Source organism: Streptomyces sp. NPDC001020 (assembly GCF_053599115.1).
Map to the genome: position 1 here is coordinate 33,988 of NZ_JBSFLQ010000013.1, position 13,072 is coordinate 47,059.

A 13,072-nucleotide genomic window follows, 5' to 3' on the forward strand; every position below is an offset into this window, starting at 1 on the left:
CGCAGCAGTAGCCCCCCACACACGCAGGACCGCCGACCGTGCACGCACCGGCGTTTCGTACCACCCACGCCTTCGTAGGAGGACCCTTCCCATGGCCGATGCCCCCACCGGCAAGGTGACCTTCGTCGGTGCCGGCCCCGGCGCCGCCGACCTGCTGACCTTCCGTGCCGCACGCGCCATCGCCGAGGCCGATGTCGTGATCTGGGCGGCCAGCCTGGTGCAGGCGGAGGTCCTGGAGCACGCGCGCGAGGGCGCCGAGATCCTCGACTCGGCGACCATGTCCCTGGAGGACGTCGTCGCCGTCTACCGGCGTGCTCACACAGAAGGCCTGCGCGTCGCCCGTATCCACTCCGGTGACCCGGCCCTGTGGGGCGGCACGCAGGAGCAGCTCGACCGGTGCGCCGAGATCGGCATCGGGACGGAGGTCGTGCCGGGGGTCTCCTCCTTCTCCGCCGTCGCCGCGCTGGCCGGGCGCGAGCTGACGATCCCCGAGGTCGCGCAGTCCGTGATCCTCACCCGGCTCGGCGGCGGCAAGACGCCCATGCCGCCCGGGGAGGAGGTACGTCAGTTCGCCCGGCACGGCACCACCATGGCGATCTTCCTCTCGGCGGCCCGCAGCGGACAGCTCGTGCGGGAGCTGCTGGAGGGCGGCTATCCGACGGCCACCCCGGTCGTCGTCGCCCATCAGGCGACCTGGCCGGAGGAACTGGTCGTGCGGTGCACGATCGGCACGCTTGAGGAGACCGTCAAGGAGCACCGCCTCTGGAAGCACACCCTCTTCCTGGTCGGCCCGGCGCTCGACGCGCACGGCACCCGCTCGCACCTCTACCACCCCGGCCACTTCCACGGGTACCGCAAGGCGGACCCCGAAGCCCGCAAGGCCCTGCGCGCACGAGGTGCGAGCACATGATCACAGTCGTCGGTACGGGCACGGGTACGCCGCTTCCCGCCGACGCCCTGGCCGGGGCGGACCTCGTGGTGGGCGGGCGGCGGCACCTGGACGCCGTACCGCTGCCCGAGGGCGCTCAGCGGATCGTCCTCGGCCCGCCGGCGCCCGCCCTCGACGCGATCGAGCGGTGCCTCGGCGACGGGCGGCGGGTCGTCGTGCTCGCCTCCGGGGATCCCGGGTTCTTCGGGATCGTCCGGCTGCTGACCGAGCGGTTCGGGGCGCGACGGCTGGACATACGGCCGGGCGTGTCGTCCGTCGCCACCGCCTTCGCGCGACTCGGGCTGCCGTGGGACGACGCGGTGGTGGTGAGCGCGCACGGGCGCGATCCACGGACGGCGTTGAACGTGTGCCGAGCGCATCCGAAGGTCGCCGTGCTGACCGGGCCCGGGGCCGGCCCCGCCGAGCTGGGGGCGGCCCTCGCCCAGGACGCCGGTGAGCGCGTCCTCGTCGTGGCGAGCGCGCTCGGCGATCCGGAGCGTGAGCGCGTGGAGCGGGTGACACCCGCCGAGGCGGCGGGCCGGGACTGGGGTGCGGCGGTGAGCGTGGTGCTGTGCCTCGACCCCTCGCGGGAGTCGGGGCCCGTGCGCACGGTCGCCGGGCCGCTGCCGGGTCCGTCCGGGTGGGCCCTGGAGGAGAGTGCCTTCGCCCACCGCGACTCGATGATCACCAAGTTCGAGGTGCGCGCCCTGGCGCTGGCCCGGCTGGGGCCACGGCTCGGCGATCTGGTCTGGGACGTCGGCGCCGGCTCCGGTTCGGTCGCCGTCGAGTGCGCCCGGCTCGGCGCCGCCGTCGTCGCGGTGGAGAAGACGCACGACGCAGTGGAGCGGATTCGGGCCAACGCTGCGGCGCACGGCGTGGACATCCGGGTCGTGCAGGGCGCCGCGCCGGGCGCGCTGAACCGTCTCGCCGACCCCGACGCGGTGTTCGTCGGCGGCGGCGGACAGGAGCTGCCGGACATCGTGACGGTCTGTGCGCGGCGCGCCCGGCGCGCGGTGGTGGTCGCCATGGCCGCCCTGGACCGTGTGCCGGCGGTGCGCGCGGCGCTCGTCGCGGCCGGGTTCTCCTGCGACGGCGTGCTGCTGCAGTCGTCTCGGCTCGCGCCGCTGCCGGGCGATGTGACCCGGCTCGCGGCGACCAACCCTGTTTTCCTGCTGTGGGGCACACGGCCTGCGGCTCGTCATGAAGGAGTTGTGCAGTGATCGGCCTGATGTCCGCCACCACGGCGGGGGCGGCTGCGCGGGACCGGCTGGCCGCGGCGTGGCCTGACCGCACACGGGTGTACGACGGCCCCGTCTCAGAGGCCGTGCGTGCCGCCTTCGCGGAGTGCGAACAGCTCGTGTGCTTCCTGGCGACGGGGGCGGCCGTACGGCTGGTCGCCCCGTTGCTCGGGGACAAGACGTCCGACCCGGGCGTGGTGTGCGTCGATGAGGGCGGACGGTTCGCGGTGTCCCTGGTGGGCGGGCACGCGGGCGGCGCGAACGAACTCGCCCGCGCCGTGGGCGAGGTGCTCGGGGCGCGGCCGGTGGTGACCACCGCGACGGACGCCGTGGGCCTGCCCGGCCTGGACACCCTCGGGTTCCCGGTGGAGGGCGATGTCGCCGGGGTCTCACGGGCGCTGCTGGACGGGGAACCGGTCGCCCTTCGGGCGGAGGTGCGCTGGCCGCTGCCGCCACTGCCCGTGACCGCCGAGGGCACCTACACGATCCGGGTCACCGACCGTGCCGTGCGGCCCACCGAGCGGGAGGCCGTCCTGCGACCCCCGACCCTGGTCGTGGGCGTCGGCGCGTCCAGGGGCGCCCCGGTCGAGGAAGTGCTCGGGCTGGTCGAGGGCTCGCTGCGGGAGGCCGGGCTCTCGGTCCGCTCGCTCGCCGAGCTCGCCACCGTGGAGGCCAAGGCCGACGAGCCCGGCATCGTCGAGGCGGCGAAGCGGCTCGGCGTGCCCCTGGTGACGTACCAGGCCGGGGAGTTGGCGAGGGTCGACGTACCGAATCCGTCCGACGCGCCGCTCGCCGCCGTCGGTACGCCGTCCGTCGCGGAGGCGGCCGCGCTCGTCCGCGGCGGTGAACTCCTCGTGCCCAAGCGGAAGTCGGCCATGGCCACCTGTGCCGTCGTACGCCGTCCGGGGCGCGGACGGCTCGCGGTCGTCGGGCTCGGGCCGGGCGCGCGGGACCTGCTGACCCCACGTGCGAAGGCCGAACTGCGGCGCGCGTCCGTGCTGGTCGGGCTCGACCAGTACGTCGACCAGATCCGCGATCTGCTGCGGCCCGGCACCCGGGTCCTTCAGTCGGGGCTCGGTGCGGAGGAGGAGCGGGCGCGGACGGCGGTCGCCGAGGCCCGGAAGGGGCACGCGGTCGCGCTGATCGGCAGTGGGGACGCTGGCGTGTACGCGATGGCGTCACCCGCGCTCGCCGAGGCGGCCGACGACATCGACGTGGTCGGGGTGCCCGGTGTCACGGCCGCGCTGGCGGCGGGCGCGCTCCTCGGCGCACCCCTGGGCCACGACCATGTGTCGATCAGTCTCTCCGACCTGCACACTCCCTGGGAGGTCATCGAGCGGCGGGTGCGGGCCGCGGCCGAGGCGGATCTCGTGGTGACCTTCTACAACCCGCGCAGCCGGGGCCGGGACTGGCAGTTGCCGAAGGCGCTCGCGGTCCTCGCCGGGCACCGAGCACCGACGACGCCGGTCGGTGTCGTACGGAACGCGTCGCGGCCGGACGAGTCCAGCCGTCTGACGACCCTGGCGGCGCTCGATCCGGCGACGGTCGACATGATGACGGTCGTGACCGTGGGCAACACCGCGACCCGCGAGGTCGCAGGACGCATGGTGACCCCGCGTGGCTACCGCTGGCAGGAGGCCGGCCGATGAACCGTGTGGTCCATCCCATCGAGCAGGAGTCCTTCCGGCGGCTGCGCGCCCGCCTGGACACCTCGCACCTCCCGCCGCTGACCCGGGCGGTGGTGGAGCGGGTCGTCCACTCCGCCGCCGACCTCGAGTACGCGACCGATCTCGTGATGGACGAGGCCGAGCTGGAGCGGGCGCATGCCGCGCTGCACGACGGGGCGCCGGTCGTCGTGGACGTCGAGATGGTGGCCGCCGGAATCACCCGCCGCGACACCGTCTGCCGCCTGAAGGACGCCGGATCCGGCCCGGGGCTGACGCGTTCGGCACACGCGGTCCGACTGGCGTACGACGATGTCGGCCCCGGGGCGCTGTGGGTGATCGGCTGCGCGCCGACCGCCCTGGAGGAGCTGCTGAAGCTCGACGCCTCCCCCGCGCTCGTGATCGGTCTGCCCGTCGGTTTCGTCGGCGCGGTGGAGTCCAAGGCCGCGCTGCGCGAGAGCGGGCTTCCGGCCGTGAGCAACGTGTCCGAGAAGGGCGGTTCGGCGGTCGCCGCCGCCGCGCTCAACGCCCTGCTGTACCAGCCCACTTCCAAGGAGAACTCGTGACCACCCCGCCCCCCGCCCTGCTCATCGCCGGTCATGGCACCCGGGACGATGCCGGAGCCGAGGCGTTCCGCGCCTTCGTACGGGAGTTGGGACACCGCCATCCCGAACTGCCCGTCGCGGGCGGCTTCATCGAGCTGTCGCCGCCGCCGCTGGGCGAGGCGGTGACCGAGCTGGTGCGGCGCGGGGTACGCCGGTTCGCCGCCGTACCGCTGATGCTGGTGTCCGCCGGGCACGCCAAGGGGGACATCCCGGCAGCGCTGGCCCGGGAGAAGGAGCGGCACCCCGGTATCTCGTACGCCTACGGGCGCCCGCTGGGCCCGCATCCGGCACTGCTGTCGGTCCTGGAGCGGCGCCTGGACGAGGCGATCGATCCGTCCTGGGAGCGCTCCGAGGTGACGGTGCTGCTGGTGGGCCGTGGCTCCACCGACCCCGATGCGAACGCGGAGGTGCACAAAGCGGCGCGATTGCTGTGGGAGGGGCGCGGGTACACGGGCGTGGAGACGGCGTTCGTGTCGCTGGCGGCACCGGATGTGCCGAGCGGCCTGGACCGGTGCACGAAGCTGGGAGCTCGTCGGATCGTCGTACTGCCGTACTTCCTGTTCACGGGCATTCTGCCGGACCGGGTGCGGCGGCAGACCGAGGACTGGGCGGCGGCACACCCGGACGTCGAGGTGCGCTCGGCGGACGTCATCGGTCCGGAGCCGGAGCTGCTGGATCTGGTGATGGAGCGCTATGAGGAAGCGGTGAGGGGCGATCTGCGGATGAACTGCGACTCGTGCGTGTACCGGATCGCGCTGCCGGGGTTCGAGGAGAAGGTGGGCCTGCCGCAGCAGCCGCACTTCCATCCGGACGACGACGGCCACGACCACCACGGTCACGGGCATCACCACCACGGCGGACACGCGCACTCCCATGTGCACTGAGACGGGGGGAGCCGGCCACGACCTGCGGCACCACGGGGACGCCGAGGTCCGTGACGACGGGGCGGCGTTGACGGACCTCGCGGTGAACGTGCGTACGGGCACGCCTCCGGTGTGGCTGCGTGAGGTGATCGCCGGGTCCCTCGGCGGGCTCGCCGCGTATCCGGACGGGCGGGCCGCGCGGGCGGCGGTGGCGGCGCGGCACGGGCTGCCACCCGAGCGGGTGCTGCTGACGGCGGGGGCGGCGGAGGCGTTCGTGCTCCTCGCCCGCGCGCTGAAGGTGCGCCGGCCGGTCGTGGTGCACCCGCAGTTCACGGAGCCGGAGGCGGCGCTGCGGGATGCGGGGCACCGGGTCGACCGGGTGCTGCTGCGGCCGTCCGACGGCTTCCGTCTGGATCCGGCGCTGGTCCCGGACGACGCGGACCTGGTGGTGATCGGGAACCCGACGAACCCGACGTCGGTACTGCACCCGGCGTCCCTGATCGCGGAACTGGCCCGTCCGGGACGGACGTTGGTGGTCGACGAGGCGTTCATGGACGCGGTGCCGGAGGAACGGGAGGCACTGGCGGACCGGACGGACGTGCCCGGTCTCGTGGTTCTCCGCAGCCTGACCAAGACCTGGGGGCTGGCGGGCCTGCGCATCGGCTACGTCCTGGCCGCCCCCGGGACGATCGCCGAGCTGGAGCGGGCGCAGCCCCTGTGGCCGGTGTCCACGCCCGCACTCGCGGCGGCGGAGGCATGCATGTCGCCCCGGGCGCTGGCGGAGGCGGCGCACGCCGCCCACCGGATGGTGGCGGACCGGGCGTATCTGGTGGCGGGGCTACGGGAGTTCGGGACGGACGGGCTGTCTGTGGCCGAGCCCGCGGAGGGCCCGTTCGTCCTCGTCCGGATGCCACGGGCGGCCGCGGTCCGCCGCCGCCTGCGGGACCTCGGCTTTGCGGTGCGGCGCGGGGACACGTTCCCGGGCCTGGACGATGAGTGGCTGCGGCTGGCGGTACGCGACAGGGCGACGGTGAACCGGTTTCTGCAGGCGCTGGACCGGGCGGTGACACTGTCAGAAGGACTCGACGGTCAGTCGCCGTCCGGAGCGGATCACGTGATCCGCTCCGGACGGCTGAAGACATGAAATCCACGAAACCACAGATCACAACGGCAATCTGAGATCTCTACCGAATCCGGGGCGATTCAGAGTCCCGTTTACGACTGGACCTGCGACGCCGCGAGCAACTGAAGGGCATGTTCCTTCAGTCGGGCGTCGGCGTCTGCGGCGTTGCCGGAGTCGAAGGGAGGCTGGGGGTCGTATTCGACGGCGAGTTGGATCGCCTTCGCGGTGTCTTCTCCCGCGATCAGGGACGCAAGGTAAAGAGCCATGTCCAGTCCCGCTGACACACCGGCCGCCGTGATGATCTTTCCGGAGCGTACGTAGCGCTGCGGCAGGTAGGTCACGCCGAACGTGGATTGCAGGTAGTCGGCGGAGGCCCAGTAGGTCGTCGCCTGCCTTCCCTTCAGAAGCCCCGCTGCGGCGAGGACGATGCTCCCGGTGCACACGGATGTCGTCCACCGGCTGTGCCGATGGATCTCGCGGATCCAGCTCAAGAGCGTCTCGTTGTTCATCGCCGAGATGGTGCCGTGGTTGCCCCCACCCGGGATGAGCAGGACATCGAGACGATCGACCTCGGCGATGGACCGTTCGGCCACCACGGCCACGTCTCCCGTGTCCGTGCGGACCGCCCCGCGTTTCTCGGCGATCATGGTCACGGTCGCCTCCGGCAGCCGTGACAGGACTTCGGCCGGGCCGGTGGGGTCCAGCAGGCTGTAGCCGTCATACAGCAGGATGCCGATGTTCGGTCCCGCACCGGACATCGGGGCGGCCTGCGCCGCTCTGGTCTGGGCCGCCGCTGTCGCTGCGAGCGCAGCAGTGGCCAGAGTCCCGCGAAGCAGGTTTCTACGTGTCGTCGGATGTGTCATGACCGGGAGTCTTGTGTCTTGGCGTTGAGCGCGCGGTAGGCATGTCCGGCATCCTGCGAATCTTGTCCCCCGTGACCCCGTAGCGGTCCAAGAACGCCTGCCGCAGCGTCTCCGCCGACCTGAACCCGCAGCGACGGGCGATCGCTGCCAAGGGCAGCCCGCTGGACCGAGCCAGGTGCGCCGCCGCTTCGGTGCGCGCCACGCGCACGGCCCGGCCCGGAGTCGTGCCGAGATGCACGGTGAAGAGGCGGGTCAGATGCCGAGAACTGATGCCTGCCCGAGCCGCCAGGGCTGCAGGGCTGAGGTCCTCGGCCAGGTGGCCGGCGATATAGCCCGTCAGGTCTCGCACCAGCCGGTCTTCGGGCGGCGGAGCCGCGAGGAACATGGATATCTGTGCCTGGTCGGCCGGCCGGTGCAGATGAGTAACCAGTTCCCGGGCGACGGCACGGGCCATCGTCGGCCCGTGGTCGTCCTCAATCAGTGACAGCGTCAGGTCAAGTGCGCTGGTAACCCCCGCGGAGGTGTAAACATTTCCGTCGCGTATGCACAGAGGGCTCACGTCCACGGCTACGGCGGGGTGACGCTCGGTGAGTCGTTTCCCCCACCCCCAGTGGGTCGTCACCCGCCTGTGGTCCAGCAAGCCGGCTGCGGCCAGTACATAGGCGCCCGTGCACACGGAGGCCACGCGTCGGCTACGTCCGGCCAGCCTGCGCACCTGCACCAGCAGGCGCTCGTCTGCCGCCGCGTCTTCGCACCCGATGCCGCCCACGACAATCAGCGTGTCAAGACGTCCCGTAACCGCCTCCAGCCCTTGCTCTGCTCTGACCACGATCCCCGACGAGCTTTGAGCCGCCTGACACCCGAGGGTTCCCAGTTCGATGACATAGGGGGGCGTCGCACCGTACCGGTTGGCGATGTCCAAAGCGCCACTGGGACAAGCAATGTCGAGGATCTGTGCACCGTCGTAGGCAACAATGAGAACGCGCCGCGGGTTGTCCATGCCTCCTGATACCACCGCATCCCTCAACACCGCCTCTCCCTTCGGCTGTCGGAGGCACACCAGCCGTAGCGGTCACTGTCGGCGACCAGGAGCCGGTCTACGCGGCAAGCATCGGTACACGCGCGCTCGGGTGCTTCGTGCGCTCGGCCTCGTCGCCGTCCCCGTCGTCCCAGGGGCCGAGCCGGTTGCTCTTCCAGCCCCGGGCCCGGAACAAGGCGAACATCTTGAGGTAGTGGACGAGGTGCGCGGCGAAACGGTTGGAGTAGACGCGGGTCTGCTCCTCGGCCGGGGTGAGCAGGTAGATCTCGCGGAACGCCTGCTTGAAGGGCTGCCGTATGCACCGCTCGGTGAGGCAGGTCCCGCCAGGTCCGCACGGCGCGGGGGTCGGAGCGGAGCGGGTGCCAGAGCCGTACGGAGGCGTCGTCGGGTGCGTCGGGAAGGTGCTCGTCCGTCTCGGGCAGCACGGCCCGCCACTCACCGGGCGCGACCTCGACCTCCCAGATCAGCCGGCGTACGAGGGTACGGGCGAGGGGGTGCCCGGCCAGTTCGGTGCGCCACCAGCCGTACGGGTGGACCGCGTCGGCGGTGAAGCCGCCCTCCAAGGCGCGCAGCAAGGTGGCGAGTTGGGCGTTCACCCGCTTCACCAGGTCGCGCAGTTCCTTGACCAGGGCGGCGTGGTCGCGGCGGACCGGCGCCGGGACGCTGCGCAGCGGGCGACCGTCCTTCTCCCAGGTCAGCGTGACGGTCTCGGTGACCGTGACGACGGCCTGGTAGTCGCCGGCCGTCCGGCGCAGAACGCCACCCGCGGCGGAGCCACTGATGGGTGCGGTGTCGAACTCCAGCCTCGGCAGCCGTAGTGCCACGTCGGTGCGGTCGGCCAAAGCCACGTCCACCTTCTTGAGCATCTTGTCGAGCTGCTTGGGCACCCCGGCGTGCCGGACGGTCCGGCACACGGTGCGTATCGCGGTCACCAGCTCGGGTGTCGGGAAGTCCTGCGCGGCGCGGACCACCTCGTACAGCAGTGCCTGCGACGGAAGCGTCTTCGCCGCTGTCGGGGCGAGGGCGATGCCGGGCAGCAGCCGCTCGAACAAGTCCGGCAGCCAGGGCTCGTCGCGCAGCAGCGCCACCCGCAGGGCCTGTCCGAGCGAAATGACCTCCCGGTCCGTGAACGCCTTGTCCGCCAGGTAGGGGATCTCGCCCGCCCGGATCTCGTCGGTGCGGTCGGCCGCCGCTTCCAGCGCGCGGCGGGCGAACGCCACGTAGGCCGGGTTGTCGGCCGCCTTGCGCCACGCGGGCGCGAGCGGCGTGTCGAAGAACCTGTGGTCCCGGTTGATCTGGGACAGCACTGTCTGGTCGGCCCGGGTGAGGCCGGCGATGACTGCCATCTCCACCGCTACGATGGGGCCCACATCATGGGAGAGGCGCTCCACGGCCGCGCGCAGTGTCGTCTCGCCGGCAAGCCCCGCGACCGCGAGCAGCGCGTACGGCTGCCGCACGGTCTCCTTCTCCAGCCAGAACCCGACCAGCGCACGGGCCGGTTCGGACACGTCGGGCAGGGGCCCCGTGCAGTGCTCCAGCACGCCCAGGCCCAGGGTGAGGTCCGCCCAGCCATGCTCCTCGCACCTTTCGACGAGGGCCTCGAACATGCTGCGGCACGCGTCGGGGGTATAAAGCGGCTGCCGTTCCCTGGCCGCGTCCTCGACCGCGAAGCGTGCTGTCCTCATCGCCTGCGAGTCCGAGGCGTAGGCCCGGTAGACCGCCACGAGCAGACTGCCGAGCTCCTCGTCGGAGACCTGCGACAGATCGGGGTGCCAGTCCTCGTCCTCACGTGTGAATTCCGGGTCGGTCAGCGCGCGGGTCAGCCGGGCTGCGAGGTCCATCAGGCACCTCGCTTGATCTGCGTGAGAATGGCCTCGTATCGCAGGTAGTCGTGCCCCATGGACCGCCGGCACTCGATCCGCTGACGTTCCAGAAGGTCGACGAACCGGCGGACGCGATCGAGCACTGTGGAACGCACGTCGTCGAGCGAGTCGTTCCTACGGGATTCAGCCACCAAGGCGTCGTAAAGCATGGCGGGATGATGGCAGGGGGGACTGACAACGCGATCAAGTCGCAGGACGCCCAGGTCTGTTCACGTGGTATCCGGTCCGACTACCGGCGGCTGGGCGGCGGCGATGGGAGGATCGCCGTGCCAACGTGCCGTATCGAGGAGGGTCCAGGTGCCGTCCACCGAACTGAAGCACACATTCCAGATCGCCGCGCCGCCCGAGGACGTCTTCGCGCACCTGGCCGAACCGTCGCATTACGTCGGCCTGTCGCCGCTCCTGGTCGCCGTCCGCGACATGCGCCGCAGCGGCGGGACCGTACGCTACACGGCCGTGGAGCGCTTCCGGTTCCTCGGCGTCCTGCGGCACGACAACCTCATCGACGTCACACTCGTCGCCGTCCCGGACGGCCTTCCGCAGTCAGCCGAGATCTCCGGCGAGGTCCGCAGCCCCGGCCGAGTCCGCATGAGCTACCGCTTCGCCATCGACCGCCATGAGGCCGGCAGCATCATCACCGACACACTGCACCTGCGGACGCCCCCGGGCCTGCTCCGCTTCGCCGCCTCCCAGGCGGGTGCGGTCCAGCAGGCTCGGGCCCGTGTTCTGACGGCCCGCCTGGAACGGCCGGCTTGACGTCGCCCAGAGCCGAAGTTCAGCGAACGGGGTGGTCCCCCTCAAGCGCCATGGTTTCTGGCGTGGTTGAACGCCGTACGCACGATCCGGGTCACGACCGGCACTCCGTACGGATCCGCTCCCGGCTCGTACACCGGGACGGGTACGCATGGCCTACTCGGCCCTGACGGGCGTCGATGCCGCCGACCTCGTACTCGTGGGCGTCCCTCAGTCGGCTGGTGTCAGGACGCTGAGGCGTCCGTCGTGGACTTCGGCGATCTGGTCGACGGCGGTGAGGTGGGTGCGGTCGTGGGTGACCAGGACGGTGGCGGTGGCCTGCTGGTGCGTGAGGCGGGTGATCAGGTCGATGACGGCGGCGCCGCGTTCGTGGTCGAGGGCGCTGGTGGGTTCGTCGACCAGGAGGACGGTGGGGTCGTTCATCAGGGCGCGGGCGACGTTGACGCGCTGGCGTTGGCCGCCGGAGAGCTGGTGGGGGCGACGGTGCGCATGGTCGGCGAGGCCGACGGTGTCGAGCAGTTCCATGGCCCGGTTGCGGGCCTTGGCGGCGGAGCGGCCGTCGATCTCGGCCATGACCTGGAGTTGTTCGGCGGTGGTGAGAGAAGACAGCAGGTTGGGCTGCTGGAAGACGATGCCGATCTTGTGGCGGCGCAGGTCGGTGAGTTCGCCGCGGGTCATGCCGGTGGTGGTGGTTCCGTCGATGGTGACGGTGCCGGCGTCGGCGGTGATCAGGGTGGCGGCGACGGCCAGCAGGCTGGACTTGCCGGAGCCGGACGGTCCGACCACGGCGGTCAGGCTGCCCTTGGGCACCTCCAGGGTGACCTGGTCCAAAGCGGTCAGGCGGGAGTCGCCGTCGGGGTAGGTGAGGGTGATGTCGGTCAATTTCAGGCTCATCGGGCGCTCCCCAGCGCGGTCAGCGGGTCGACAGAGGTGATGCGGCGGATGGACAGGGCGGCCCCGAGCGCGCCGAGCAGGATCATCACCGCGGCCGGGATCAGGACGGTGGCGGGCGTCAGGGCGAAGGGCACCGCCGAGCCGGCGATGAGGGCACCGATACCGACGGCGATGCCGGTACCGATCAGGGCGCCGCCGGTAAGCAGGACGACGGCTTGGCCGAGGGCGTCCTTCAGGAGGTGGGCGGTGGAGGCGCCGAGGGCCTTGAGGACGGCGATGTCGCTGCTGCGCTGGATGGTCCAGACGGTGAAGAAGGCACCGATGACCAGGGCGGAGATGGCGAACAGAAAGCCGCGCATCAGTTGCAGGGAGCCGTTTTCGGAGGTGTAGGAGCCGATCGCGGACAGCGAGTCGTCCTTGGAGACCGTCCTGGTGCCTGCGGCCCGGTCGACGGCCGTGACGTCGGCGTCGGCGGTGGTGTTCAGGGCGATCACGGTCGCGGTCGGGCCGGCGCTGTCTCCGGTGGGGGTTCCGGTCTTCCGCCAGACGTCGAGACTGGTCCAGACGACCGGGGTGTGGCTGAAGGAGGCGTCGCCCCGCACGGCGGCCACCGTCAGCTTCTGCCCAGCCAGGGTGAGGGTGCCACCGACCCTCAGGCCGAGGTCGTCGGCGGCGGTGGTGGACAGCACCACCGCGTGCTCGTCGAGTTTGCCGCTGTCCGGGGCGAGGTGGGAACCGGGCTGGACACCGAAGGCGGAGACCCCGACGCTGTTGGCACCGGCGGTGGCCCTGGTGGTGGTGATACCCAGCGGTTCGGCGCTGGTGACGCCGCGGCTCTCGGCCCACTGCCGCCACTGCTTCTCGGTGACGGTGGAGTTGGCGTACGACAGGTCCTGTCCGTCGCCGGGTGCGTTGAAGGCGATCTTGGCGGCGGGCAGGCCGGTGATGGCGGAGACGTTCTGCCGGCTCAGCCCGGCGGTCAGCCCGGACAGCAGCCCGACCAACAGGGAGATCAGCACGATGACGGTCCCCATCAGGGCGAAGCGCCCCTTGGCGAACTTGAGATCTCTCCAGGCGACGAACACGGCCTTGGCCTGTCCTTTCCGAGGGGGAAGCGGTATGCCTCCACCTTCGCCGTCGGCCAGCCGCGCACGCATCTGGCGTGGGGCGGCACTTCACGGATCGGAAGGCTGCATGCGGGTTCTAACTTTCGATGGAA

Annotated in this window: 13 protein-coding genes; 7 read left to right on the top strand and 6 right to left on the bottom strand. The window is 71.5% G+C overall.

Annotated elements, in window-relative coordinates:
- The first annotated feature begins 91 nt into the window (after window positions 1–91).
- The 6 genes from cobM to cobC are packed head-to-tail and all read left to right on the top strand — an operon-like array spanning window position 92 to window position 6,442.
- A complete protein-coding gene (cobM, locus tag ACWDEX_RS14860) occupies window positions 92–910 on the top strand; it encodes a precorrin-4 C(11)-methyltransferase (protein ID WP_450463714.1) in 819 nt (272 codons plus the stop codon).
- On the top strand, window positions 907–2,148 hold the full coding sequence (cbiE, locus tag ACWDEX_RS14865) for a precorrin-6y C5,15-methyltransferase (decarboxylating) subunit CbiE (RefSeq protein ID WP_450463715.1): 1,242 nt from the start codon (window positions 907–909) through the stop codon (window positions 2,146–2,148). The genes cobM and cbiE overlap by 4 nt, the downstream gene beginning before the upstream one ends.
- Window positions 2,145–3,815 (top strand): precorrin-3B C(17)-methyltransferase, encoded by a 1,671-nt coding sequence (cobJ, locus tag ACWDEX_RS14870; protein WP_450463716.1) that lies wholly within the window; start codon window positions 2,145–2,147, stop codon window positions 3,813–3,815. The genes cbiE and cobJ overlap by 4 nt, the downstream gene beginning before the upstream one ends.
- Window positions 3,812–4,396 carry a precorrin-8X methylmutase gene (locus ACWDEX_RS14875; protein WP_450463717.1) on the top strand — a complete coding sequence of 195 codons (585 nt, stop codon included), beginning with the start codon at window positions 3,812–3,814 and terminating at the stop codon, window positions 4,394–4,396. The genes cobJ and ACWDEX_RS14875 overlap by 4 nt, the downstream gene beginning before the upstream one ends.
- Window positions 4,393–5,319, top strand: a complete 927-nt coding sequence (locus ACWDEX_RS14880) for a sirohydrochlorin chelatase (protein WP_450463718.1) — start codon at window positions 4,393–4,395, stop codon at window positions 5,317–5,319. Before ACWDEX_RS14875 ends, ACWDEX_RS14880 begins: the two co-directional genes overlap by 4 nt.
- On the top strand, window positions 5,309–6,442 hold the full coding sequence (cobC, locus tag ACWDEX_RS14885) for an Rv2231c family pyridoxal phosphate-dependent protein CobC (protein WP_450463719.1): 1,134 nt from the start codon (window positions 5,309–5,311) through the stop codon (window positions 6,440–6,442). Before ACWDEX_RS14880 ends, cobC begins: the two co-directional genes overlap by 11 nt.
- A gap of 71 nt (window positions 6,443–6,513) precedes the next feature.
- Here cobC and ACWDEX_RS14890 read toward each other — a convergent pair whose 3' ends face one another.
- From ACWDEX_RS14890 to ACWDEX_RS14905, 4 genes are read right to left on the bottom strand one after another with little or no spacing between them, the layout of a single operon-like run.
- Window positions 6,514–7,284 (bottom strand): DJ-1/PfpI family protein, encoded by a 771-nt coding sequence (locus ACWDEX_RS14890; protein ID WP_450463720.1) that lies wholly within the window; start codon window positions 7,282–7,284, stop codon window positions 6,514–6,516.
- Window positions 7,262–8,284 carry a GlxA family transcriptional regulator gene (locus ACWDEX_RS14895; RefSeq protein WP_450463721.1) on the bottom strand — a complete coding sequence of 341 codons (1,023 nt, stop codon included), beginning with the start codon at window positions 8,282–8,284 and terminating at the stop codon, window positions 7,262–7,264. The genes ACWDEX_RS14890 and ACWDEX_RS14895 overlap by 23 nt, the downstream gene beginning before the upstream one ends.
- A gap of 23 nt (window positions 8,285–8,307) precedes the next feature.
- On the bottom strand, window positions 8,308–10,164 hold the full coding sequence (locus ACWDEX_RS14900; RefSeq protein WP_450463723.1) for a DUF4132 domain-containing protein: 1,857 nt from the start codon (window positions 10,162–10,164) through the stop codon (window positions 8,308–8,310).
- Entirely contained in the window at window positions 10,164–10,355 is a 192-nt protein-coding gene (locus ACWDEX_RS14905; protein WP_450463724.1) for a hypothetical protein, read from the bottom strand. The genes ACWDEX_RS14900 and ACWDEX_RS14905 overlap by 1 nt, the downstream gene beginning before the upstream one ends.
- Before the next feature lie 148 nt (window positions 10,356–10,503).
- Here ACWDEX_RS14905 and ACWDEX_RS14910 point away from each other — a divergent pair, with 148 nt between their 5' ends.
- The gene (locus ACWDEX_RS14910; protein WP_450463725.1) at window positions 10,504–10,962 is read left to right on the top strand and encodes an SRPBCC family protein; all 459 of its coding nucleotides are present in this window, start codon (window positions 10,504–10,506) and stop codon (window positions 10,960–10,962) included.
- A 207-nt stretch (window positions 10,963–11,169) separates the two neighbouring features.
- Here ACWDEX_RS14910 and ACWDEX_RS14915 read toward each other — a convergent pair whose 3' ends face one another.
- Both ACWDEX_RS14915 and ACWDEX_RS14920 read right to left on the bottom strand, forming a co-directional pair.
- A complete protein-coding gene (locus ACWDEX_RS14915) occupies window positions 11,170–11,853 on the bottom strand; it encodes an ABC transporter ATP-binding protein (protein WP_450463726.1) in 684 nt (227 codons plus the stop codon).
- Window positions 11,850–12,938 (bottom strand): ABC transporter permease, encoded by a 1,089-nt coding sequence (locus ACWDEX_RS14920; RefSeq protein ID WP_450463727.1) that lies wholly within the window; start codon window positions 12,936–12,938, stop codon window positions 11,850–11,852. The genes ACWDEX_RS14915 and ACWDEX_RS14920 overlap by 4 nt, the downstream gene beginning before the upstream one ends.
- Between the last annotated feature and the right edge of the window lie 134 nt (window positions 12,939–13,072).

Coding starts and splice junctions, on each gene's coding strand:
- ACWDEX_RS14905 (WP_450463724.1), bottom strand. CDS start 10,355: ATGCTTTACGACGCCTTGGTGGCTGAATCCCGTAGGAACGACTCGCTC.
- ACWDEX_RS14875 (WP_450463717.1), top strand. CDS start 3,812: ATGAACCGTGTGGTCCATCCCATCGAGCAGGAGTCCTTCCGGCGGCTG.
- ACWDEX_RS14915 (WP_450463726.1), bottom strand. CDS start 11,853: ATGAGCCTGAAATTGACCGACATCACCCTCACCTACCCCGACGGCGAC.
- ACWDEX_RS14890 (WP_450463720.1), bottom strand. CDS start 7,284: ATGACACATCCGACGACACGTAGAAACCTGCTTCGCGGGACTCTGGCC.
- ACWDEX_RS14900 (WP_450463723.1), bottom strand. CDS start 10,164: ATGGACCTCGCAGCCCGGCTGACCCGCGCGCTGACCGACCCGGAATTC.
- cobM (WP_450463714.1), top strand. CDS start 92: ATGGCCGATGCCCCCACCGGCAAGGTGACCTTCGTCGGTGCCGGCCCC.
- ACWDEX_RS14895 (WP_450463721.1), bottom strand. CDS start 8,284: ATGGACAACCCGCGGCGCGTTCTCATTGTTGCCTACGACGGTGCACAG.
- cobC (WP_450463719.1), top strand. CDS start 5,309: ATGTGCACTGAGACGGGGGGAGCCGGCCACGACCTGCGGCACCACGGG.
- cbiE (WP_450463715.1), top strand. CDS start 907: ATGATCACAGTCGTCGGTACGGGCACGGGTACGCCGCTTCCCGCCGAC.